At 60.5% G+C, this 23,932-nt stretch carries 21 protein-coding genes; 7 read left to right on the top strand and 14 right to left on the bottom strand.

The annotated features are described in order from the left end of the window. The coding region (locus tag AC1DLB_RS01110; RefSeq protein WP_477784500.1) for a hypothetical protein at positions 1-243 on the top strand (243 nt) is incomplete at its 5' end. A gap of 93 nt (positions 244-336) precedes the next feature. Here the strand turns inward: AC1DLB_RS01110 and AC1DLB_RS01115 are convergent. The 3 genes from AC1DLB_RS01115 to motA all read right to left on the bottom strand — a co-directional run bounded on the left by AC1DLB_RS01115 (position 337) and on the right by motA (position 3,515). Beyond that, positions 337-1,503: a sterol desaturase family protein gene (locus tag AC1DLB_RS01115; RefSeq protein ID WP_477784501.1), complete on the bottom strand. Its 1,167-nt coding sequence runs from the start codon at positions 1,501-1,503 to the stop codon at positions 337-339. Positions 1,504-1,613: 110 nt separating this feature from the next. Further along, complete coding sequence (gene motB, locus AC1DLB_RS01120) at positions 1,614-2,660, bottom strand: flagellar motor protein MotB (RefSeq protein ID WP_018928514.1); 1,047 nt, start codon at positions 2,658-2,660, stop codon at positions 1,614-1,616. Positions 2,661-2,663: 3 nt separating this feature from the next. Beyond that, positions 2,664-3,515, bottom strand: coding sequence for a flagellar motor stator protein MotA (motA, locus tag AC1DLB_RS01125; RefSeq protein ID WP_477784502.1), 852 nt, complete (start codon positions 3,513-3,515; stop codon positions 2,664-2,666). A 166-nt stretch (positions 3,516-3,681) separates the two neighbouring features. On the opposite strand from motA, the gene AC1DLB_RS01130 reads away from it, so the two are divergent. From AC1DLB_RS01130 to AC1DLB_RS01145, 4 genes are all read left to right on the top strand, one after another. Continuing rightward, positions 3,682-5,214 carry an HDOD domain-containing protein gene (locus AC1DLB_RS01130; protein WP_477744207.1) on the top strand — a complete coding sequence of 511 codons (1,533 nt, stop codon included), beginning with the start codon at positions 3,682-3,684 and terminating at the stop codon, positions 5,212-5,214. A 96-nt stretch (positions 5,215-5,310) separates the two neighbouring features. Next, positions 5,311-6,126, top strand: coding sequence for a thiosulfate sulfurtransferase (gene rhdA, locus AC1DLB_RS01135; RefSeq protein ID WP_019582192.1), 816 nt, complete (start codon positions 5,311-5,313; stop codon positions 6,124-6,126). Between the two features lie 18 nt (positions 6,127-6,144). Then, the gene (asd, locus tag AC1DLB_RS01140) at positions 6,145-7,005 is read left to right on the top strand and encodes an archaetidylserine decarboxylase (protein WP_086944086.1); all 861 of its coding nucleotides are present in this window, start codon (positions 6,145-6,147) and stop codon (positions 7,003-7,005) included. A gap of 135 nt (positions 7,006-7,140) precedes the next feature. Continuing rightward, positions 7,141-8,928, top strand: a complete 1,788-nt coding sequence (locus tag AC1DLB_RS01145) for a molecular chaperone (protein WP_477744208.1) — start codon at positions 7,141-7,143, stop codon at positions 8,926-8,928. Positions 8,929-8,997: 69 nt separating this feature from the next. Here AC1DLB_RS01145 and serB read toward each other — a convergent pair whose 3' ends face one another. Next, a complete protein-coding gene (gene serB / locus AC1DLB_RS01150; protein ID WP_477744209.1) occupies positions 8,998-10,212 on the bottom strand; it encodes a phosphoserine phosphatase SerB in 1,215 nt (404 codons plus the stop codon). Between the two features lie 134 nt (positions 10,213-10,346). Between serB and AC1DLB_RS01155 the strand changes: the two genes are divergently transcribed. Next, on the top strand, positions 10,347-11,876 hold the full coding sequence (locus AC1DLB_RS01155) for an AhpA/YtjB family protein (RefSeq protein ID WP_477744210.1): 1,530 nt from the start codon (positions 10,347-10,349) through the stop codon (positions 11,874-11,876). Between the two features lie 286 nt (positions 11,877-12,162). On the opposite strand, the gene AC1DLB_RS01160 is transcribed toward AC1DLB_RS01155, so the two are convergent. From AC1DLB_RS01160 to AC1DLB_RS01200, 9 genes are all read right to left on the bottom strand, one after another. Beyond that, positions 12,163-12,876, bottom strand: coding sequence for a PqiC family protein (locus AC1DLB_RS01160; RefSeq protein ID WP_018928520.1), 714 nt, complete (start codon positions 12,874-12,876; stop codon positions 12,163-12,165). 176 nt (positions 12,877-13,052) lie between these two features. After that, positions 13,053-15,317, bottom strand: coding sequence for a DNA topoisomerase IV subunit A (gene parC / locus AC1DLB_RS01165; protein WP_064616004.1), 2,265 nt, complete (start codon positions 15,315-15,317; stop codon positions 13,053-13,055). Positions 15,318-15,327: 10 nt separating this feature from the next. Then, positions 15,328-15,849: a retropepsin-like aspartic protease family protein gene (locus AC1DLB_RS01170; RefSeq protein WP_018928522.1), complete on the bottom strand. Its 522-nt coding sequence runs from the start codon at positions 15,847-15,849 to the stop codon at positions 15,328-15,330. Next, on the bottom strand, positions 15,846-16,835 hold the full coding sequence (locus AC1DLB_RS01175; RefSeq protein WP_064616003.1) for an esterase-like activity of phytase family protein: 990 nt from the start codon (positions 16,833-16,835) through the stop codon (positions 15,846-15,848). Before AC1DLB_RS01175 ends, AC1DLB_RS01170 begins: the two co-directional genes overlap by 4 nt. Further along, positions 16,835-18,742 carry a DNA topoisomerase IV subunit B gene (gene parE / locus AC1DLB_RS01180; RefSeq protein WP_477784503.1) on the bottom strand — a complete coding sequence of 636 codons (1,908 nt, stop codon included), beginning with the start codon at positions 18,740-18,742 and terminating at the stop codon, positions 16,835-16,837. Before parE ends, AC1DLB_RS01175 begins: the two co-directional genes overlap by 1 nt. Before the next feature lie 42 nt (positions 18,743-18,784). Beyond that, positions 18,785-19,393: a YqiA/YcfP family alpha/beta fold hydrolase gene (locus tag AC1DLB_RS01185; RefSeq protein WP_018928525.1), complete on the bottom strand. Its 609-nt coding sequence runs from the start codon at positions 19,391-19,393 to the stop codon at positions 18,785-18,787. Between the two features lie 151 nt (positions 19,394-19,544). Next, the gene (cpdA, locus tag AC1DLB_RS01190; protein WP_026286607.1) at positions 19,545-20,360 is read right to left on the bottom strand and encodes a 3',5'-cyclic-AMP phosphodiesterase; all 816 of its coding nucleotides are present in this window, start codon (positions 20,358-20,360) and stop codon (positions 19,545-19,547) included. Between the two features lie 111 nt (positions 20,361-20,471). Next, positions 20,472-20,924, bottom strand: coding sequence for a DUF1249 domain-containing protein (locus AC1DLB_RS01195; RefSeq protein ID WP_007939629.1), 453 nt, complete (start codon positions 20,922-20,924; stop codon positions 20,472-20,474). Continuing rightward, the gene (locus AC1DLB_RS01200; RefSeq protein WP_007939630.1) at positions 20,915-21,532 is read right to left on the bottom strand and encodes an NUDIX domain-containing protein; all 618 of its coding nucleotides are present in this window, start codon (positions 21,530-21,532) and stop codon (positions 20,915-20,917) included. Before AC1DLB_RS01200 ends, AC1DLB_RS01195 begins: the two co-directional genes overlap by 10 nt. 229 nt (positions 21,533-21,761) lie before the next feature. On the opposite strand from AC1DLB_RS01200, the gene AC1DLB_RS01205 reads away from it, so the two are divergent. Further along, positions 21,762-22,508 carry an RsiV family protein gene (locus AC1DLB_RS01205; protein WP_064616001.1) on the top strand — a complete coding sequence of 249 codons (747 nt, stop codon included), beginning with the start codon at positions 21,762-21,764 and terminating at the stop codon, positions 22,506-22,508. On the opposite strand, the gene cytX is transcribed toward AC1DLB_RS01205, so the two are convergent. After that, positions 22,477-23,769 (bottom strand): putative hydroxymethylpyrimidine transporter CytX, encoded by a 1,293-nt coding sequence (cytX, locus tag AC1DLB_RS01210; RefSeq protein ID WP_064616000.1) that lies wholly within the window; start codon positions 23,767-23,769, stop codon positions 22,477-22,479. The two genes, AC1DLB_RS01205 and cytX, sit on opposite strands and share 32 nt — an antisense overlap. Positions 23,770-23,932 lie beyond the last annotated feature (163 nt).

The raw sequence follows: 23,932 nt of genomic DNA on the forward strand, positions 1-23,932 counted from the left end.
CCTCGGAACTGTCCTACATCATTCTCCGAACAAGCCTCACTCCTTGATTTTTACCGCCGGCACCGCCAGCCCATCGCGCGGTTAATCAATCCACCTTCCGTTCGTTGCTGTCTTATTCGAGTTCCAGATCGACAGTCGCTGCCCGCCTTTGCCGATCATTTTCGTGACGCCACGAAAATGATTAGCGGCATCCAATCCAGCGGTTTTGCCGTTGAAGCTGTGGCAAGGAGTGATTGTCCATAACGACTTCCTGATAAGAAGCCAGAAGGTGTAAACCTTATTCAGGACGAAGCAGCAGAGACAAAAAAGCCGCGATCATCGCGGCTTTTTTTGGCCTCAGGAAACCGCTGCCGGCGGTTTCGGCTCGACGCTCTTCAGGCCAGGCTTCTGGAACGGGTACAAGTGCTGGCGCAGGATACCGCCCGGCAAGTCCTTGCCAAAAACCCCGTAGCGCGTCGGCCACTCCTTGGGTGGCAACTTGAAGGTGCCAAACAGCATATCCACCAGCGGCGTATGGATCGCATAGTTCTTGTAGATGTAATCCTTGTGCCGGGCATGATGCCAATGGTGATAGCGCGGCAGGACCAGCACATAATTCAGCCAGCCGCCGTTGATCCGTACATTGGCGTGGGCCAGCACTGCCTGCACCCCGACCAGAATCACGTAGGCGTTCAACGCCTGGGGCGCAAAACCCAGCAGCATCAAAGGCACCAGCACGCCGGTACGGGTGAGCAGAATCTCGATGAAGTGGACACGCGAACCGGCGAGCCAATCCATGTGCGTGCTTGAGTGATGTACGGCATGCATGCGCCATAACCATGGCACGACGTGATACAGCCGATGCAGCCAGTACTGACCGAGGTCAGCCACCAATACCGCCAGCAAGAACTGCACAACGATCGGCAGGCTTTGTACGCTGGCCTGCAAATCCGCCGACACGGCCCAGCCAGCCATAAAGCTCGACGAGGCAGTGATGAAAATCAGGATGAACTGCACCAGCATATGACTGACAAAAAAGTAGGTCAGGTCAGTTCGCCAGTGCGGACGCAGAATGTTTTGCTCAGGGTCCTTGGAATAGAGTTTTTCCAGGGGGATAAAGACGATGGCCGACACCAGCAGAGCCAGGACGAACCAGTCCAGCCCCAGCGAGTACGGTGTCTGCCCAATCGAGCTGATMTGCACATTGGTGCCGCCGAGAAACACCGCCAGCCCCGAGGCGACAAGTCCGGTAATCCCCAAGCGCTTTCGCTTGTTGAGCAGGATATTCAGGGTGCCCAGGCTGAAAGACAGTACCAGCCCAAGCAATAGCGTGGTGCGCGCAAACTGTTCGTCGTACACCTTGCGCAGTTCGGCGGTGGTCAGCCATTCGGGAAAGAGAAAGCACAATACCGCCAGCAGGCTCAATAGCCCGAGCGTGGCTGAGATGTAGCCACTGACCCGCCCTTCACCAAACTTGAAGGGTGCATTGCCATGCTGCTGAAAATAGGACTTGAGTCTTTCCATTACTGATCTTCCATGATTCCGAAAACAAACTTGCAGTGAGTCGAGTCAGTGCGACGCTGCAGTGACGCAGCCAGAAACAGAAAAGCCACTCATGGTGGCTTTTCTGCAGGTTATTGCTTGGGCGGTACAGCGGGTTTGGGCGGTTCGCCCGGCTTCGGCGCCGGATTATCAAACAGATTCAAACGCTCACGAAGTTCGTGTGCCGGCAGCGGTTCCTTATCCGCCGGCAATGCGTTCGGATCGGCTGGCGGCGCATGCACTTCGCCCGGGCCACCCTGCCCTTGCGTCGGCGCTGGCGCCGGTTCGGCACCTTGTTCACCTTCGATGGCGCGCTGGGCTTTCTTGGTCAGCACCACGATGTCGATCCGGCGATTGACCGGATTGAACGGGTTCTCCCTGTCGAACAGCGCCGACGAGGCATAACCGACGACTCGCGCGACCTGGGCATCCGGATAACTGCCGGCGACCAATGCACGACGAGCCGCGTTGGCGCGATTGGCCGAGAGTTCCCAGTTACCGAAATCGCCGGTGCCCGAGTACGGCTTGGCATCGGTGTGGCCGCTGATGCTGATCTTGTTCGGCACCGCTTTGATGGTGTCGGCCATGGCCAGCAGAATGTCTTCGAAGTACGGCTTCAGACGCGCACTGCCAGAGTCGAACATCGGGCGGTTTTCGGCGTCCATGATCTGGATGCGCAAACCGTCCTGGGTGATCTCGAAGAGGATCTGGTCCTTGAATTTCTGCAATTGCGGGTTTTCATTGACCTTGTTCTGCAACTCTTGCAGCAACAACTCCAGGCGTTCCTTCTCGACCTGCTCGGCCATGCCTTCAACCTGCTCGGCGTCGATGGTCACCTTGTCTGGCTGCGGCTGAGATTTCACCTCCGGGTTGAGGGTGTTCTCCGGCGCCAGGGTCGGCGTGCCGCCCAGGTCGATGATGTACGGTGTACCGCTTTCGGAAAACCCGACCGGGTCCTTGAAGTAACCGGCGATGGCGATCTTCTGTTCAGGCGTCGCGGTGGACAGCAGCCACAACACCAGGAAGAACGCCATCATCGCCGTCGCGAAGTCCGCGAAGGCGATTTTCCAGGCGCCCCCGTGATGCCCTCCGGCGATGCGCTTGACGCGCTTGATGATTATCGGCTGGTTATTTTCCATGACTTAACGACCGCGAACCGCTTGTTCCAGCTCAGCGAAGCTAGGACGGTGCGCCGGGTACAGAACCTTGCGACCGAACTCCACCGCCAGCGACGGCGGCATCCCGGAAGCCGAAGCCACCAGCGAAGCCTTGATGGCTTCGTAGGTGTTCAGTTCTTCCTTGGCATCGTGAGCCAGGGAGTGGGCCAGCGGACCAAAGAAACCGTAGGCCGCGAGAATACCGAAGAAGGTACCGACCAGTGCCGSACCCACGTGCAGACCGATGGACTTCTGGTCGCCTTCGCCCAGGGATGCCATGGTCACCACGATCCCCAATACCGCCGCGACGATACCGAAACCGGGCATGGCGTCGGCGATGCCGTTCACCGCGTGGGACGGGTGCTCGAGGTCTTCCTTGAGGCTGTAGAGTTCCATGTCGAACAGGCCTTCCAGCTCATGGGGAGCCATGTTGCCGGAGGACATGATGCGCAGGTAATCGCAGATGAACGCGGTCATGCGTTCGTCTTTGAGCACCGCCGGGTACTTGGCGAAGATCGGGCTCGCGGCGGCATCTTCGATGTCGCCTTCGATCGCCATCATGCCTTCGCGACGGCTCTTGTTGAGGATCTCGTAAATCAGCCCCAGCACTTCCAGGTAGAAGGTGTGGTTGAAACGCGAGCTGAACATGCCCAAGGACTTCTTGAGCACGTGCATTGTCATGTGGCCGGGGTTGGCCTGCAGGAAGGCGCCAAGGGCCGCGCCACCGATAATCATCACCTCGAAAGGCTGGATGAGAGCGGCAATCTTGCCGTGGGAAAGCACGTATCCGCCGAGCACGCTCGCGAATACGACGATGATGCCGATAATTTTAGCCATAGGTAGGAGAGCACTTACTGAGTCGGGTTCAAGGTCATATTCGGAAGTTAAAAAATCTCTTCTTCTACTTATCGGCAAAACTGCGCCAGACTATAGCCAGTTAAGGCGAAAAGCTAATTTGACCCGTTCAGGGCATAGGTAAAGCAGACGATGATCGCGTCCAGACATGGCTAACGAAACGAACGTCCCAACGCCAAAACCAACCACGCTTGAAGGCTGGGTCAAGCTTCTCGATGGCGTGCGCCTGCCGGTTCCGCAAGCCAGCCACGACCGGGTCTGCAAAGCCATCCGCGATAACCGCAGTTCCCTGCGCGACATCGCCGAACTGATGCAGGAAAGCCCGGCCCTGGCCTTGAGCGTGATTCGCGAAGCCAACCGTCACACCCATGGCAGCATGACCGAGCCTGCTGAAAACCTTGAGGTGGCGATCAATCGCCTCGGTTTGAAACGCACCGAAGAACTGCTCGACCGCCTGCCCGCCGAACCCCAATTGCAAATCCCCGTCGCCCTGCGCCAGCTTCAACTGATCAGCCAGCACGCCACTCAACAGGCCAACGGCTTTTTCGCCAGTCGCCTGGCGCGACTGTGGCAGGACATCCACTGGGGCAGCCTGCTGTTTCTTTCGCCACTCTGGCCCATGGCGCTGACCCACCCGCAGTTGCTTGAAGAATGGGAGCTGCGGGTTATCCATAAAGGCGAGTCGGCACGCAAAGTCGAAAAGCAATTGTTCGGCGTGCGCCTGCTGGACATCTGTCTGGCACTGGTGGACGTCTGGCGCCTGCCGATCTGGGTACAGCAAGGTTATCGGCTGCTGCGCAGCGAACAACGTGAGCTGGTGAAAGTCCTGCGCATCGCGCGCGACAGCGACCACCCATTGCGCCAACAGAACCGCCTTGATGACGACCCGACGTTACGCCGCTGGCTCAATCAGCCTGCCAATACCGTGCTGCTGGCCAACGGTCTGGCGTTGGCGGCACAACAGGCCTGGGACAGCCCCCACTGCGAGCGCTGGCAGTACCTGACCAGTCTTTACCTGCAAATGCCGATGGATGAGGTGCAACAACAAATGCACCAGCAGGCCGCCAACAGCGCTCGTCAACACGCTATGCCGGACCTCTGGCACGCGGCCGAATCGCTGATCTGGCCACCGGGTGCGCACCGCGTGCATGCCGGTTTGTTGCCCGCACCGGCACCGACCACCGAAGACCTGGCGAAGTGGCGCAAGCAATGCGCCGAATTGCTGGTGGAGCCGAGCCGCTTTACCAATGCCATGCACTTGACCACATCGGCCCGGGACGCCCTGGTGGCGTGTGGCATGCGCCGGGTGATGATTCTGATGGCCGATCGCACGCACGCCAATTTGCGTGTGCACCAGACCGCCGGGCTGCCCAAGGAAGTGGCCGGCCTGAACCTGGTGGTCAGTCAGAGCACCGTGCTGCAACGCCTGCTCGCGCAACAGGCCCAGGTGCGCCTGACGCCGGCCAACAACGCACAATTCTCGGCCCTGCTGCCAGCCAGCCTGCGCTCACAGTTCAGCGGCGAACACCTGCTGCTGCGCTCACTGGTCAATAACGGCCGGGTGATCATGATCGTGGTAGCGGATCAGGGCGGCGGACCGTTCTCGGAAATCACCGTGCAAGCGTTCGGCAAAACCGCTCAATGCATCGAAAAGGCCCTGCACAGCTTTAGCCACCGCTAGGGCCTGTTATCAGTTATTTCCTGCCCCAAAATAACTGATAACAGGCCCTCATGACGCTGCGCTACAATCCTCCCCTTTGTGCTCTGGAGACCTCACATGTCTGACTTCTCTGGCTTGGCGCTGGTGATCGAACCGAGCGACCTGCTCCCGCGTCTCGACTCCCGCGAACTGATTCTGGTGGACCTGACCAGCAGCGCCCGCTATGCCGAAGGGCATATCCCCGGTGCACGCTTTGTCGATCCAAAACGCACTCAGCTGGGGCAGGCACCTGCGCCTGGTCTGTTGCCGACCCACGCCGCGCTTGAAGCATTGTTCGGCGAACTGGGGCACAACCCCGATGCAGTCTATGTCGTCTATGACGACGAAGGCGGCGGTTGGGCCGGGCGCTTTATCTGGCTGCTGGATGTCATCGGCCACAGCAAATATCACTATGTCGACGGCGGCCTGCCGGCCTGGCTGGCGGAAGGCTTGCCCATGTCGATCCAGATCCCGCCGGCAGTCGGCGGCCCGGTCGCCCTGACCCTGCACGACGAACCTGTCGCCACCCGCGAATACCTGCAAAGCCGCCTCGGCGCCGCTGACCTGGCGATCTGGGACGCACGCGGCCCGCAGGAATACTCCGGCGAGAAAGTGTTGGCGGCCAAGGGCGGGCACATCCCCGGCGCGGTCAATTTCGAATGGACCGCCGGCATGGATCAGGCGCGCAACCTGCGCATCCGCACCGACATGCCGAAAATCCTGGAACAACTCGGCATTACCAAAGACAAAGAAGTCATTACCCACTGCCAGACACACCATCGTTCTGGCTTCACCTATCTGGTGGCCAAGGCGCTCGGTTATCCGCGGGTCAAAGGCTACGCCGGCTCCTGGGGCGAATGGGGCAACCACCCTGACACGCCCGTAGAGATTTAAGTTTTTCAAGGACAGTTAATGAATAAGCGTTTGTTTATCCTCAGCCAATACCTGCTGCCCCATCACTTGCTCTCGCGACTGGCCGGCTGCATTGCCGAATGCCGCGTGCGCTGGTTCAAGAATGCCTTTACCGCCTGGTTCGCCAAGCGTTATCAAGTGGACATGTCCCAGGCGCTGGTCGAAGACCTGACCGCTTACGAGCACTTCAATGCGTTCTTCACCCGCGCCTTGAAAGACGGCGCTCGCCCGCTGGATCAAACCCCGGGCGCGATCCTCAGCCCGGCCGACGGTGCCGTCAGCCAGCTCGGCCCGATCGAACACGGTCGCGTTTTCCAGGCCAAGGGCCACAGCTTCAGCGTACTGGAACTGCTGGGTGGCGACGCAGCCAACGCAGCGCCCTTCATGGGCGGCGATTTCGCCACCATTTATCTGTCGCCGAAAGACTACCACCGTGTGCACATGCCGCTGGCCGGCACCCTGCGCGAGATGGTCTACATCCCCGGCCGCATCTTCTCGGTCAACCAGACCACCGCTGAAAACGTTCCGGAACTGTTCGCCCGCAACGAGCGTGTAGCGTGCATTTTCGACACTGAACGCGGCCCGATGGCCGTGGTACTGGTGGGCGCGATGATTGTGGCGTCGATCGAAACCGTTTGGGCTGGCTTGGTCACACCGCCAAAACGCGAGCTGAAAACCTTCCGCTACGACGAAGCGGCCCGTGCGCCGATTCACTTGGAAAAAGGTGCGGAACTGGGTCGTTTCAAGCTCGGTTCTACGGCGGTCGTGCTGTTCGGGCCGGATCAAGTGAAATGGACTGAAGGGCTGGGCGCCCTTTCGCCAGTGCAGATGGGCCAGGGCATCGGCCTGCCAACCTCCTGATCCCTCGATCCGATCCCACGAACGCCTTTCGTGGGATCGGGCATTTCCTCCCGCTGCGCCCCCTCCTCCAGCGTTCATAGCTGCTACAGTCAAAGTCATTCGTTGCCCATTTCACGGTCGGAGTTTGTCCACGGCATGAATGAGACCAATCCTGCCCTGCTGCTACGCGCACCGATCCCGACGCAGTCGCGCCTGTCTTTCTGCGAAGCCACGCCACGCGACCTCAAGCGCTGGATCGCCAACCTGCCCAAAGCCAACATCGGTGAAACCGCTCGCCAGTTGTATCAAGGCCTGAGCGAACTCAACCAGTTGCTCACACCCAGCGACAATCGCCTGCAATTGCTCGAATTGCTGCGGCCCGAGGTGTATTACGTCTGCAAGCACCTGGAGCGGCATTTCCTGCATCAGGCCATTGTGCTCGACGAGCGTTCGCGCAAAATCGCCAACCTTTGCCAGGCGCTGCAGAGCCACTTGGCGATCGGCTACAAGCAGATCGTCGTCCGCATCGCACCGCGCTTCAGTAAAGACCGTGCGCCGCTGCTGACCCAGTCATTGCAACGTGCCGTCCATTGCTTGAACGGTACGTTGATCCGCGCAACTGAGCTCTATTGCCCGGCGCCCGAAGGGCTGTGGCTGGAACTGCATCAGCTGTACCGGATCGGCTGCGAACATCAGCTGCAACATCAGAGCGTGCGCGATGAACTGGCCAGCCAGACGCAAAGCCTGAGTATCGAGCAGACCTACGTCGTCGCCCTCCTGCTGGGCGCTTCACGCTGCAATCAACTGCGCCAGAACCAGATCGCCCGGCTCGCCGAGGTGCTGGAACCCTGGAGCCAATGGATCAAACTGCAACCAGCCAAACCGGACAGCGGGCTGTTTGCCGTCGCCTCGGACCTCGACAGCGGCCCGCGTTATCGCACCAAGTTCCCGGCCGAACACCAGGAGCGCTTGTTGAGGATCGACCCGCAGCCCTTGGTCGCCGCCATCGAAACCCATCTGCAACAATCGGCCGACAAGGCATCGCCGCTGCCGGTTCCGATGGGCCTCAATCTGGATACGCTGCAACACCTGCATGCCGCCTGGGGGCAGGCCTCCGAGCGCGGCTTCCAGCGCACCGTCGGCCACGGCACGTTGACCCTGTGCGTGGGCATGAGCGCCCTGCACTTTTATCTCGGTGGCAAACGCCCGTTCAACGACATCCTGAAAAAAACCGGCGCCCGTCCCGCGCAGTTCTCGGCAACCGAGCCGACAGGACGCGCCAAGGACCAATGGAAACAGGCCTTCGACGCCGCCCCCCATGGCACGGCAGACACGCTGCTGCCCTACGAAGAGATCGAATATCCACACCTTCAGAAACATGACAACCACGAGGCGTCCGGCCAACAGCATTTCCCGACCTACGCGCTACCGGTGATCAATCACAGCCCTGGCGGTTATTGCCTGGCCTGGCCCGGCGCAGTGCCTGCCGAACTGCAGGCTGGCGAAATGGTCGGTATCGAGGATACGGCCGGTCAAGGCTGGAGCGTTGCCGTGGTGCGCTGGATCCGCCAGGTACGGGGCGGTGGCACGCAGATGGGTATCGAGCAGGTTGCGCCTTACGCCGAGCCCTGCGGCCTGCAACTGATTCGCTCCGACGACGAGCACAGCCAGTACTTGCGCGGGCTGTTACTGCCCGCCATCAGCGCCATCGACTTGCCGGCCACCCTGCTCACCCCGCGCCTGCCGTTCCAGGAAGGGAATAAGGTGCTGATCAACACCAATGGCCAGGAACGCCCGGCCGAGCTGGAGCGACGGATGACGAGCACCAACAGCTTCAATCAGTTTGCCTACCGTTCGCTGGAGGTAGCCAGAAACGAAAACGCCGCGGAAGGCGGCGTGGTCGGGGTAGCGCAAGAGTTTGATTCGTTGTGGAAGTCGCTATAACGGCGAGTCCCAGAGGGTGCCCCTATCGCGAGCAGGCTCGTGATGGGGCTCGCCCGGACGGTCGAAAACTCAGAGCTGCCCGTCGCGATCCCGGAAACCCAGCAGATACAGCACACCATCCAGCCCAAGGGTGGAAATCGCCTGCTTCGCCGATTGTTTGACCAATGGTTTGGCGCGGAACGCTACGCCCAGCCCGGCAATCGCCAGCATCGGCAGGTCGTTGGCACCGTCACCGACGGCAATCGTCTGCTCCAGACGCAAACCTTCTTTATGCGCCAGCTCACGCAGCAAATCCGCCTTGCGCTGCGCATCGACAATCGGCTCGACCGCCACGCCGGTGACCTTGCCGTCGACCACTTCCAGTTCGTTGGCGAACACATAGTCGATGCCCAGCTTGGCTTGCAGTTGCTTGGCGAAGTAGGTGAAGCCGCCCGACAGAATCGCGGTCTTGTAGCCCAGGCGCTTGAGTTCGGCGAACAGGGTTTCGGCGCCTTCGGTCAGGCGCAGGGAAGCACCGATGGCGTCCAGCACGCTGACGTCCAGCCCTTGCAGCAAGGCCAGGCGCTCCTTGAAGCTGGCGCGGAAGTCCAGCTCGCCGGCCATCGCCCGCTCAGTAATCGCGGACACCTGGTCGCCAACGCCGGCGGCCTTGGCCAGTTCGTCGATGACCTCGGCTTCAATCAGCGTCGAGTCCATGTCGAACACCGCCAGACGACGGTTACGGCGGAACAGCGAATCTTCCTGGAAGGCGATGTCGACGTTCAGCTCTTGCGCAACGCTGAGGAATTCAGCCCGCAGCGCTTGCGGGTCAGCCGCTTCGCCACGCACGGAAAACTCGATGCAACCCTTGCCCTTGTCGGCCGGGGTGTCCAGCGGCATGCGCCCGGACAGACGGTCGATATGGTCGATGTTCAGACCGTATTTGGCGGTGATCGAACTCACACGCTGCAACTGCTCGGCGGTCACTTTGCGGGTCAACAGGGTGACGATGTGGCGTTTCTTGCCCTGGTTGCCGACCCACTGCTGGTAATCCTCTTCGGACACCGGCGTGAAACGCACTTGTTGCTCAAGCTCATAGCCTTTGAACAGGATGTCTTTGAGCACCGAGTTGCCTTGCTCGGTGGCAGGAATTTCAACCAGGATGCCGAACGACAGGGTGTCGTGGATCACCGCCTGACCGATGTCGAGAATGTTCACACCACCCTGGGCCAGAACGCCGGTTATGGCCGCAGTCAGACCCGGACGGTCGACTCCCGTGATGTTTATCAGGACGATTTCGCGCAAGGCGCACCCCCGCAGGTGGAAAAAAACCGCATTCTACCCATTTTCAGTGACCATCGGGCACCGCGAGCGCTTTGACGGCCTAGGGCCTGTCGCTATACTGCGCGTCAACTTCACGGACAAAGAGCCGAGCTCAAGTGAACCGGCCCACGCCAGTAAAAACCGACAACTTCTTTCTGCTGATCTTCCGGGCACTGCGTCATCGCCGTGTACCGATCGCATTACGCATTGCCAGCCATAACGTGATCCTGGTCGCTCTGGCCCTGGTGATCTATGCCTGTGTGATGGGTTTGCAGTTCAAGCAGGCCATGCACGAGCAGGCGGATGCCCTGGGCGAAAGCCTGACTACCCAGACGGCTACGTCGGCCACGGAGCTGTTGGTGTCCAACGACATCCTCAGCCTGAATGTGCTGCTCAACAACCTGACCAAGAACAAGCTGGTGGCCCACGCTGCCATCTACAGCGTGGATAACCGCATCCTCGCCGAAGCCGGTCAGCGTCCCAAGCACGGCCTGCTGGGCGAAGCCGAAGGCATGTACCAGAGCAAGATCACCTTCCAGGACGTGACCGCCGGGCAACTGCGCATCAGCCTGGACATGGATCAGTTCCAGCAGCCGATGACCATCAGCCTGCAAAGCATGGGCATTCTGAGCGCGATTCTGCTGGCGCTGTCCCTGGCCTTGAGCCTGCGCCTGGGCCGCAATATCTCCACGCCGCTGCTGCAATTGCGCGTGTGGCTGCGCAATATCGACGAATACACCCCGGCCACCGAGCGTCAGGATGAAGTCGGCGATCTGGCTCGTCAGCTGCACGCCAATTTCGCGCCGGAGCCGGCCGAACCCGAGCCCGTTCCAGAGCCCGAGTTCGACGACAGCGATGACGACGAAGAGGCCGATCCGGCCTTCGAAGTTCGCAACCTGCGTGATCCGAGCTTCGATGAAACCCGACCGGTGGCAGGTCTCAAGCCTGCGCCGCGGCGCATTGTCAGCACGGTCGAAGACGACGAGGACGACGAAGATCCGTTTGCCGACCTGCGTGACGACTCGACAGACAATGCGCCGAAATCCATCGCAAAGCCGCAGGTATCGAACGTACCTCAACACAGCGCGGTACTGGCGGTACAACTGGGCGCGCAGGATCAACTGCGTCGCCTGCCCCGCGCACGTCTGGAAGAGCTGCTCAAACGCTACCGCGATTGCCTCGATCAGGCGGCGTCGCTCTACCAGAGCGAACTGCACACCCTGAACGATGGCAGCACACTGATGCTGTTCCACACCGAAGACAGCGGCGATGACTACCTGACCAACGCCATCTGCTGCGGTGAGCTGCTGCGCGCCCTGGGCCATCAATTGCAGATCGAAGTCGCCGACAGCGGCATCACCCTGCAATTGCAGTTGGGCCTGACACTGGGCGACGAACTGTTCAGCTTGAGCCAGATCGACCTGCTGCTGACCGAAACCGCTCAGGATGCGCTGGCCCTGTCGCAACACAGCCGCAACCTGCTGCTGGTGGAGCGCAAGATCAGCGATGACGCGCTGATTCGCCAGCGTGCGCGGATCCGCCCGATTGCAAGCCCTGAGGGGGCGTGCTGCGTAGAACGCCTGATGGAGCCTTATCCATCGATGCTGGAGCGGCAACTGGCGCGGATGCACGAACGCCGGGCATAACCCGTAACCTTGTGCCCGCTATAGAGAAGCCCGCAGATGAGTGATCGTCTGCGGGCTTTTTGTTGTCCCTTAACTCTTGTAGCAGCTGCCGAGCCTGCGAGGCTGCGTTCGGCTGCACAGCAGTCGTAAAATCAGGCGATGGGCACGGTCAGGCAAAACGCACCAACAAGGTCTGCGAGGACTTCTTCCTCGAACGCAGCCTCGCAGGCTCCGCAGCTGCTACAACCAACCCGCAAAAACAACAAAGCCCGCACAAGGCGGGCTTTGTTCTGGACTCAATCCAGGCTCAGAACCTGAACACTTCCATATCCGTACGAATCGGCGAGGCCATCGGGATCTTTGGCTGTTTCTCGGGCTCTGCTGCCGGTGCTGCCGGTTTGGCAGCTGGTTTACGCGGTGCTTCAGCGATCGGTGGCTGGTTGGCCAGTGGCTTGAGCGCTGTGGACAGTTGCTCGGCCAGACGCTGCAGCAACACACCCTGGGCCTGAACCTGGGACGCCGTGCCGCCGGAGTGCTGCTCCTGCAGATGAACGATACGGTTATCACGCACCTGACCACGACGATCGATCAGGCGCCATTGCGCGTCCAGGATCGCCGGTTGCGACACACCCGAGTCCAGACGGGTGATGGTCAGCAGAACCTGAACATCCGGCGTGAAGCCCACTGTCGCAGGTGCCAGGACAACGCGTTGGCTGTCCAGATGACCAGCGACCTGACGCAGCAACAGCTGATCGATGTCCGACGACAGGCTGCCCGCCCAACGACCGTCGGCCGATGCTTGAAGGCTGCCATCCGGCTGACGCTGCAACAAGGTTTCGCGTTGCAGGTAATCAGCAACCGTTACCGGGCCCAACAATACCGCCATGCCCGCGCTTTGCGCAGGCTGAGCCGGACTTCCGCTGTCCAGCTGATACAGCGACACCGGCTGGTGCACGCTGCAACCCGCCAGGCCAAGAACGCCAGCGAGCATCAAAATAAAAGGAAGGCGCAGAGCAGTCATCGTCCCATCCAGGTGGCTGCCACAAGGCTCACCACAGTGAAAATACTCAAAAAATATGAAGAACACTCGGCTACGCCGGCGCTTGAAAGGCCATATCATCCGTGAATATGCGTTCCGACTCCAGCGCCAAAGCGTCGATCTACGCGTCAAATCGTAGATCGAGCGCTCTAGGACGCTTAATTGAGGTTTTCGACGAACAGCGCATCCACCCTCTGGAAGCCCCGTGGCAGTTTGTTACCGCGACGCCCACGCTCACCTTTATAGTGTTCAAGGTCGTCCGCCTTCAGTGACAAGGTACGTTTGCCGGCCTGCAGCACCAAAGTGGCGCCCTCCGGCAAAACAGCGATGTCCGTGACATATTCTTCGCGACTGGCAACACGCTCACCGGGAATCCCGATGATCTTATTCCCTTTACCTTTACCTAATTGTGGCAGATCGCTGATTTTGAAGATCAGCAGGCGACCCTCGGTGGTCACCGAGGCCAGCCAGTTGTGTTCACGGTCGGCCACTGGACGCGGCAGGATGACCTTGGCGTTGTTCGGCAGGCTCAACAGGGCCTTGCCCGCCTTGTTCTTGGCTTGCAGGTCTTCGCCCTTGACCACGAAACCGTAACCGGCGTCGGATGCGATCACGTACAGCGCATCGTCTTCAGGCATCAGCACGCATTCGAAGCTCGCCCCTGGTGGCGGCGTCAGACGGCCGGTCAGCGGTTCACCCTGGCCACGGGCCGACGGCAGTGTGTGGGATGCAACCGAATAACTGCGGCCGGTGGAGTCGATAAACACCGCAAACTGGTTGGAACGCCCGGCCGCCGAGGTCTTGAAGCCATCCCCGGCCTTGTAGGACAGCCCGGTAGCATCGATGTCGTGACCTTTGGCGGAGCGAACCCAGCCTTTTTCCGACAACACGACCGTCACTTTCTCGTTCGGCAGCAGATCGTGCTCGGTCATCGCTTTGGCTTCGGCGCGCTCGACGATTGGCGAACGACGGTCGTCGCCATAGGTTTCGGCGTCTTTGATCAGCTCGCTGCGTACCAGTTTCTTCAGCTTGGCTTCGCTGCCCAGCAGGGCTTGCAGCTTGGCCTGCTCCTTGAGCAGTTCGTCCTGCTCGGCACGCAGCTTCATTTCTTCCAGTCGCGCCAACTGACGCAAACGGGTGTCGAGAATGTAATCGGCCTGGATCTCGCTCAGGGCGAAACGCTCGATCAGACTGGCCTTCGGATGCTCCTCGGTACGGATGATGTGGATCACTTCATCCAGGTTGAGGTAGGCAATCAGCAAGCCGTCCAACAGGTGCAGGCGACGCTCGACCTTGTCCAGACGGAATTGCAGGCGTCGACGCACGGTCCGCACGCGGAATTCCAGCCATTCCACCAGCAATGCACGCAGGTTCTTGAGCTGCGGCTTGCCGTCGAGGCCAATGATATTGATGTTGACCCGGTAGCTGGATTCCAGCTCGGTGGTCGCGAACAGGTGCTGCATCAGCGCTTCGTGATCGACCCGGCTGTTGACCGGAATAATCACGATGCGACAAGGGTTCTCGTGGTCCGACTCGTCGCGCAAGTCCGCGATCTGCGGGGCTTTCGACGGTTTGGCCTGCATCATCGCGGCAATCTGCTCCAGCACTTTGGCACCAGAGACCTGGTGCGGCAGCGCCGTCACGACGATGTCGCCGTCTTCGACGTGGTAAACAGCGCGCATGCGCACCGAACCGCGACCGGTTTCGTAGATTTTCAGCAGGTCGGCGCGCGGCGTGATGATTTCCGCTTCGGTCGGATAATCCGGCCCCTGAATGTGTTCGCAGAGCTGCTCGACCGTGGCTTTCGGTTCATCCAGCAAGCGCACGCAAGCGGTCGCGACTTCGCGCAGGTTATGCGGCGGGACGTCGGTGGCCATGCCCACGGCGATACCGGTGGTGCCGTTGAGCAGGATGTTCGGCAAACGGGCCGGCAACACCAGAGGTTCTTCCAGGGTGCCGTCGAAGTTCGGGCCCCAGTCCGCCGTGCCCTGGCCCAGTTCGCTGAGCAGCACTTCGGAATAACGCGACAGCCGCGCTTCGGTGTAACGCATGGCCGCGAAGGACTTGGGATCATCCGGCGCACCCCAGTTACCCTGGCCGTCGACCAGCGTGTAGCGGTAGCTGAACGGCTGGGCCATCAGCACCATGGCTTCGTAGCACGCCGAGTCGCCGTGGGGGTGGAATTTACCGAGCACGTCACCGACGGTACGCGCCGACTTCTTGTGCTTGGAATCGGCGTCCAGCCCCAACTCGCTCATCGCATAGACGATGCGTCGCTGTACCGGTTTCAGGCCGTCGCCGATATGCGGCAAGGCACGGTCCATGATCACGTACATGGAGTAGTTGAGGTAGGCATTTTCGGTGAAGTCAGCCAGTGACCGGCGTTCTACACCGTCCAGGCTGAGATCAAGGGAGTCGCTCATGCGGGCCTCATTATTTCGTGGTCTGGCGCAGCAGCATGGTGCCACCGCGCTGGGTAAATTCAAGTTTGTTCAGTGCGCTCATGCCGAGCAGCACTTGATTGCCGTGCAAACCGGGCGCCACCAGCGCGCGAACGTCACGCAGCACGATGGCGCCCAGTTGCAGCCGGTCGAGGCGGGTCCGATAACCCTCACTCAAGCCATTGGCCGTGCTCAGGGTCACCCCGAAGCCTTTTTCCAGTTTCAATCGTTCAGCCATTTCGGCCGGGATCGACACATCGGTTGCGCCGGTATCGAGCATGAACTCCACGGGCTGGCCGTTGATCTGGCCGGTGGCGACAAAATGCCCCTGGCTGTTACCGATCAGCTTCACCTCGATAAAACCCTGGCCCTGCTCAGAGCTGACGACGGTGTTGGGATTCTGTTGACGCTCCTCCCATTGACCGAAGAACCGCGTTGCCAGAAACAGCGCGGCGCCCCAGGCCAGCACCATCAACACCCGACCGGCGCGTTTGCCCGGCGGTTGCTGACTCATGGCTTGGCACTCCAGCCACCTTCAGGCGCGGCAAAGCGCCACACAATCGGCCGTACTTCACCGTCGGCGCGCGCACCGTAGTTGTTGTCGATACCGATCCAGGCACCGTCGACGTCCACGATCAACGCTTCCGCCAGCCCAAAGGGCTGTGAATAACGACGGTTTTCCTGCAAGGCCTCGGCAGCAAACGACCAGCAGCGCTCGACCTTGGTCGTCACCGCATCACGGCGACAGATCTGAAAGGCGTTGCGCTCAAGGGTAAACAGCTTGCCGTCGAACAATGACAGATCAGAAAAATCCCGAGGGCGCGCTCTGGCGTGGGGAAATTGCGCTGGCTGCATTTCCACCCCGCCTTCACTCAGCAGCACACAGCTACCGTCGCAGTCCCACACTGTTTGCTGGCGCTTGATCAGCAACAAACCGCGGCGCTCACGTTCGGCGGCCAGCCACAGCGTGTCACCGGCCGGATTGATCGCCAGGCCTTCGAACAACGCATTGAAGTGCAACAACATGCCGCTCGCCCGCGCTTCGCGCACCAGCATCGGCGAGATTTTCAGCCAGGACGCAGGCCCGGTTGGCGGTACTTGCAACACCGCGGCGTGGCCTTCGCTGACGATATAACGATTGCCCGCGCTGTCACAGGTGATGCCTTCGAAATCCAGATCCCCGCCCCGCACGAACGATGCCGCCCAAGTCCGCGCACGCAAGCCCCAAGGCAAACCGGTGTCGGGCACCAGGGGTACGTCAATGTGCACGGTTTCGGCTTGCCAGGTGGGGTTGCGGGTGTCGAGGCGATAGATTTGATCATCGTCGCGATCCGAAACGGTCCACAGCTCCTTGCCACACTGGGCCAGCCCCGACAGATTGCCGCCGCGCATGCCGTCGACGGCATGTTCGGACAACAGGCGCAGCTCTGGCGCGGGTTCCGCGCAAATCGTCACCGAAGTCAGCAGCAACGCACACGCCAGGGCCCAGCCAAAGCGCATCAGCCCAGAACCTCGGCCAAGTTGCCTTTGGATTCCAGCCAGGTCTTGCGATCGCCCGCGCGTTTTTTCGCCAGCAGCATGTCCATCATTTCCGAGGTCTCGGCGAAATCTTCACCCAGCGTCAGTTGCACCAGACGCCGCGTGTTAGGGTCCATGGTGGTTTCGCGCAACTGTGGCGGGTTCATTTCACCCAGGCCCTTGAATCGGGTGACCTGCGGCTTGCCGCGTTTCTTCTCGGCCACCAGGCGATCGAGGATGCCGTCGCGCTCGGCCTCGTCGAGGGCGTAGTAGATTTCTTTGCCCAGGTCGATACGGTACAGCGGCGGCATCGCGACGTAGACGTGACCAGCCTCCACCAGTGGGCGGAAMTGCTGGACGAACAAGGCGCAGAGCAAGGTGGCGATGTGCAGACCGTCGGAGTCGGCGTCGGCGAGGATGCAGATCTTGCCGTAACGCAACTGGCTCATGTCCGCCGCGCCCGGGTCGACACCAATCGCCACGGCGATGTTGTGCACCTCCTGGCTGGCCAGCACTTCGCTGCCGTCGACTTCCCAGGTGTTCAGGATCTTGCCGCGCAACGGCAGGATCGCCTGAAATTCTTTGTCCCGCGCTTGCTTGGCCGAACCGCCTGCGGAGTCACCTTCCACCAGGAACAGCTCGGAACGCATCGGGTCCTGCCCGGCGCAGTCGGCGAGCTTGCCCGGCAATGCCGGCCCTTGGGTAATGCGTTTGCGCTCGACCTTCTTGCTGGCCTTCAGACGACGGCCGGCGTTGTTGATCGCCAGCTCGGCCAGCAACATGCCGGTTTCCGGGTTGGCGTTGAGCCACAGGCTGAAAGCATCCTTGACCACGCCGGAAACGAAGGCGGCCGCTTCACGGGATGACAGGCGCTCCTTGGTCTGGCCGGAGAATTGCGGTTCCTGCATCTTCATCGACAGCACGAACGCGATACGCTCCCAGACGTCTTCCGGCGCCAGCTTCACACCACGCGGCAACAGGCTGCGGAACTCGCAGAACTCGCGCATGGCGTCGAGCAAGCCCTGACGCAGACCGTTGACGTGAGTACCGCCCTGGGCTGTCGGGATCAGGTTGACGTAGCTTTCCTGAACGCTGTCGCCACCCTCGGGCAACCACAGCAACGCCCAATCGACGGCTTCCTTGTTACCGGCCAGGCTGCCGCAGAACGGCTCGTCCGGCAGGCGTTCGAATTCGCTGACGGCGTCTACCAGGTAGGAGCGCAGGCCGTCTTCGTAATGCCATTCGACTTTCTCGCCGGTGGCCTTGTCTTCAAAACTGACCAGCAACCCCGGGCACAGAACGGCCTTGGYCTTGAGCACGTGCTTGAGGCGGCTGATGGAGAATTTCGGTGAATCGAAATACTTCGGGTCCGGTGCGAAGAACACGCTGGTGCCGGTATTGCGCTTGCCGACGGTGCCGACTACTTCCAGCTCGGTTTTCTTGTAACCGTCGGCGAAGGTCATCTGGTATTCGTTGCCGTCGCGTTTGACACGCACCYGGACTTCGGTCGACAAGGCATTGACCACGGAAATACCCACCCCGTGCAAACCGCCGGAGAACTGGTAGTTCTTGTTGGAAAACTTGCCGCCCGCATGGAGTTTGGTGAGGATCAGCTCGACGCCCGAAACACCTTCTTCCGGGTGAATGTCCACCGGCATGCCACGGCCGTCATCGCTGACTTCCAGGGAGTGATCGGCGTGCAGGATGACCTGCACCGACGTCGCATGCCCGGCCAAGGCTTCGTCGACGCTGTTGTCGATGACTTCCTGGGCGAGGTGGTTCGGCCGACTGGTGTCGGTGTACATGCCGGGGCGTTTGCGCACCGGGTCGAGGCCCGAGAGGACTTCGATGGCGTCTGCGTTATAAGAGCTAGCGCTGGGAGTGGCCATGGGGTCTCGTCGYCAGTGTTCAGTGAAAATAGGGGGCAATGATCACAGTGCTGTGAAATCGATCGCCTGATACAAATCTGCGCCGATGCCGGCAAAACTCAATATTGCCGGCAGTTGCGCGGCAAAACCCTGGAAACTATGGTCGCCGCCGGCCTGAATGCGCAAGGCACAGGCCCGGTAATATTGCTGGGCGAGGCGATAGTCCAGTGTTTCATCGCCAGTTTGCAACCATACCTGAAACCGCTGCGGATCCTGGGGCGCCGGCACTTCCAGCTCGGCCAGGGCCGTCACGTGGTCGTGGGTCATTTCCCAGGTCTCATCGGTATACAGGTTTTTCTGCGTCCCCAGAAACCCGTCGAACATCCGGTGTGGGCTGACGGCCGGGTTGATCAACAGGGCTTTCAAGCCATGGCGCTCGGCCAAGTGAGTCGCATAGTAGCCGCCGAGTGAGCTGCCGACCAGCAGTGGCCGCCCCAGCTCCACAATCGCCTGTTCCAGCTGAGCGATGGCCTCGCGGGGATGGTGATGCAGGGCCGGTACACGCAACTGATCGCTCAAGCCCAGCCGCTCCATCACATTCATCAACTGACAGGCCTTTTTCGACGCCGGCGCGCTGTTGAAACCATGGATATAAAGGATCGAACCAGACATTTGAGCTCCCTGTGCGTCGGGTAAAGAAGGCGGAGTTTACAGGGACTCGGGGGGAATCGGGGACATGCGTGGGATTCATGTCGCCTGAGYGAATGCCATCGCGGGAAAGCTCGCGATGGCCACGCCTCGGTCTTTGAAAATGACAAAGAAATCAGTAGCCGTTGGAGCCGTAATCAATCTGGAAATCGAACCCGGTGACGCGCTCAACGCCAGTTTCAAGCTGACCATCGGGCAACAGCCGCAACCACCGATACCCCGGCGCCTGCTCACTCACCTTGAAATCGTCGCTGCCCGGCTCGAACTGGATGCAGGTCGAGGGCGATGCGATCAGGCGAACACCGTTGCGCACTTGATCAATCTCCTGATGAACATGCCCCCAAAGCACCGCACGCACCTGCGCAAATCGATCCAGCACCGCGAACAACGCCTCTGGATTGCGCAATCCAATGGGCTCCATCCACGCACACCCGATCGACACCGGATGATGATGGAAACACACCAGATGATGCCGCTGCGGCGCCTCGCTCAACGAGCGCACGAGCAATTGCAACTGTTCATCCTGCAAATACCCCGGTACTGAACCCGGCACCGCCGAATCGAGCAACGTCACCCGCCAGTTGCCGATGTCCACCACCGACTCCAGCAATGCACTGTGCACCGCCGCCTCGGCCATGATCCGCGGCTCGTCGTGATTACCGGGGATCCAGCGCGCCGGGGCATCGATCTGCCGGGTCAGGTCGCGAAACAGCTGGTACGACTCCAGCGTCCCGTCCTGGGACAGATCGCCAGTGGCAATCATCAGATCGATCTGCGGTTGCTGCTTCAATACCAACTCAATCACCTGTTGCAGGCTGTCGCGGGTATTCATGCCCAGCAACGTCGCGTCCGCCTCGGCAAACAGATGACTGTCGGAGAGTTGCACCAGCAACGCCGGATCGGCGGTGGTCAAAGTGGATACGCTCGGCAAGGCGTTCTCCCAGGGCGTGATCACGGGATTGGAAAGTGCCGCAATTATGCTGGGGGACGATCAAAAGAGGAAACCTGTGAACCGGAAGCAGTTCACAACTACACAGCACTCTTAGCGCACAACGGCGTACTCGTGTCCGCAAGCCAGGCAATGACTCAGCCATTCCCCCAGGAACAGATTGAGTTGAGCCTTTTCGTCCGGCTGATGCATCGCGGCGTTCGGGTAAGGATAGATGCCGCGAAAGCGTCGTGCATGTTCGGCACTGATAACTTCAGCCATGCGCGCGTCGTGATACACCTGCACTTCCAGTTGCGGCACCGGCAACCAGGGCAGGCTGTGTTCCTGACGCACTTGCAGGGTGGTGGTGTATGGACAGGCTTGCAGCACTTCCAGGGCCAGCACGCCCAGCATCTGGTCACCCTGGGTCACGGCAATGCGCCGGGCCGCCGGATCGTTGCGCATGTCCGGCAACAGTCGCATCAGGCGCGCGTAGTTGGCCTCGCAGGAAGCTTGCAGCCCCACGAGATCAACCCGATAGCGATCGCGCAGCTTGTTTACGACCATAACCCCCTCACTTCCACGCGGTTCAAAGCCAACCACTGCAAGGCAATGATGCTCGCTGCGTTGGCAATACGTCCGTCACGCACGGCTTGCAGGGCGTCTTCGAAAGCCCAGACCGTGACGCGAATATCTTCAGCCTCTTCCTCCAGCCCATGCAGGCCGCCAACCCCGGCACTGTCACAACGCCCCAGGTACAAGTGCACAAACTCGTTACTGCCACCCGGCGATGGAAAATATTTGGTCATCGGCCAGAGCGCCCCGAATACAAGTCCAGCTTCCTCCTGCGCTTCGCGGTGAGCAACTTCTTCCGGTATTTCATCCTTGTCGATCAGACCGGCGACCAGTTCGATCAGCCACGGATTGTCGGTCTTGCCCATGGCGCCGACGCGAAACTGCTCGATCAGCACCACTTCGTCGCGCTGTGGATCATAAGGCAGCACACACACCGCATCGTGGCGCAAGAACACTTCACGATTGATCTCGCGACTCATGCCACCGTCAAACAATTCGTGGCGCAAGTGCACGCGGTCGAGCTTGTAGAAGCCCTCGTAGCACTTTTCGCGCCGAACGATATCAACGGCGGTCGGAATGGCGTTGGCAAAATCAGTCATGTCAATCCTCGTTTACTGCAAATCCGTTACGAGRCTCCTTTTGGTTACTTGCAACCTCGACTTCGCGCCATCCTAACGCGCCCGCGATGTTTGATGCAGCCCCTTTACAGTCAGCGGGATAGACGGTGAGGGCGAAACCAACTCTAATTAGCTTAGTGGCGAACTGACTGCCTCGTTGAGAGTCGAAGCGGGTAACTTTTCGCCTTCCCCTGTTTCATTAAGGACGCCCATGTCGCTTTTCAAGATCGCCTCCGTGGCCGCCATCGCCCTGACCCTGGGTGCGTGCCAGAGTCTTTTCCAGCCCAATTACCGGGCGCCGCTGGAAACCACCCGCGACGCTTCCGAACAGCTGAAGCCGGGTTGCGCCAACCCTGACTGCCCGCTGGTGAACATCGATACGCTGCACTTCCCGGCTGAGCCTGCGCTTGACGGCATCATCGAAAAACGTTTGCTGCAAATGACCCGCACCTCACCCGACGCCCCTGTAGCGCCGACACTGGCGGCGTATCGCGAGCAATTTTTGAGCAGTGCCGAGCCGCGCTACAGCAGCTACTTGCAAGCCAAGGTACGTGAGCAGCATGACGGCTTGGTGATCATTGAATTGTCCAGCTATCTGGACAGCGGCGGTGCGCATGGCACGCCGGGCCGCGGTTTCATCAACTACTCGCGTCAGCAGCATAAAGTGCTGACGCTGTCGGATATGGTGATCCCGGGGCAGGAAGAAGCGTTCTGGAAAGCGGCCCAAGTGGCGCACAACAGCTGGCTGATCAGCACCAAACTCGATCAGGAGCCAGAGTTCGTCAAGAGCTGGCCCTTCGTGAAAACCCAGAACGTAGCGTTGACGTACGGCGGGGTGATCCTCAAGTACGAAGTGAGCACCCTTGCGCCTTACGCATTGGGCCACGTCGAACTGAAGATCCCCTACCCACGCCTGAACGGCATTCTCAAGCCTGAGCTGTTTCCCGGCCGTAGCTGAAGGCTCGACCAAGCACCAGTTGCAGCAGCCCTGCCAGTACCAGCGACGGCAGGGTTGCGCCGATGTCCGGATAGAGATTGGCCAGCAAGTGATAAGTGCTCACCCCGCCCAGCCAGGCGAGCAACGCCGGCCAGCGCAAGGCAGCCGATGCCACACGGGCACTGCGCTTGCGCAGGATGAAGTGATCCACCAGCACCACGCCGAACAGCGGCGCAAACACCGAACCGATCAACAGCAGGAAATTCTGGTACTGGGCCAATGGCGCCAGGCAAGCGATCAGTGTGCAGATCACGCCGATGGCCAAGGCCAGATGCTCGACTTTCAAGCGCAGCAGAATCCCGCTGGACACCGCCGCCGAATGAATATCGGCAAAGGCATTTTCTGATTCATCCAACAGAATCAGCAGCAACGGAATCCCCAGGCCCGCACCGGCCAGCGCCAGCAGCAAGGCATTCACTTCACCACTCGGCGCGAACGCCAGGGTGTACGCCACGCCCAGGCTCATCAGCCAGAAGTTACCGATAAAGAAACCCAGCGCCGTACCGCCGAACACATTCTTCGCACGCTTGCCGAAGCGCGAGTAGTCGGCAATCAGCGGCAGCCAGGACAGCGGCATCGCGATCGCAATGTCGAAGCCCACGGCGAACGGCATCGAACCATCACCGGCCTGCGCCCACAACGCCGCCAGGTCGGCCTTGGCGAACAGGTTCCAGGTCAGCCAGATGCACGCGGCCAGCAACAGCCAGATGCCCCACTTGCGCAGGATCTTGCGCACGAAGGTCAGCGGACCGCTGACCGCCAGCAAAGTCGCCAGTGCACCGAAGAACAGCGTCCATAGCAGCGGGTTCGACCACAGGCTGCCCTCGCTGAATGCACGGGCACCGAGCAGGCTGGCGGCGTCGCGCATCACGATGATTTCGAACGAACCCCAACCGATCAGTTGCAGCAGGTTCAGCACCGCCGGAAGGCTCGCGCCCTTTGCACCGAGGCTGAGTTTGAGCGCGGCCATCGATGACAGGCCGGTGTCACTGCCGATCACGCCGACAGCGGCCAGCAACAGCACGCCGACCAGCGTGCCGAGAAAAATCGCCAGCAATGAACCGGACAGGCCCAGACCCGGCGCGAGCAACGCGCCGGTCTGCAATACCATCAGGCCGATGCCGAGGGAGAACCACAGGGAAAACAGATCCCGACCGCCGAAGACGCGCTTGTCGGTCGGCACGGCGGTATCCGGGGAGTAAGTGCTGGGTTGAATGCTCAAAGGGTGTTATCTCAGAGGAACATGTGTTGTGGTGTTGACCACCCTTTGTGGCGAGGGAGCTTGCTCCCGCTGGTCTGCGAAGCAGACCCAAAACAAGTCACCGCGGTCTGACAGTCAGGTTGCGATTACCGATTTTACGACTGCTTCACAGCCGAGCGGGAGC

The sequence above is a fragment of the Pseudomonas sp. 05N434 genome, from assembly GCF_056396965.1.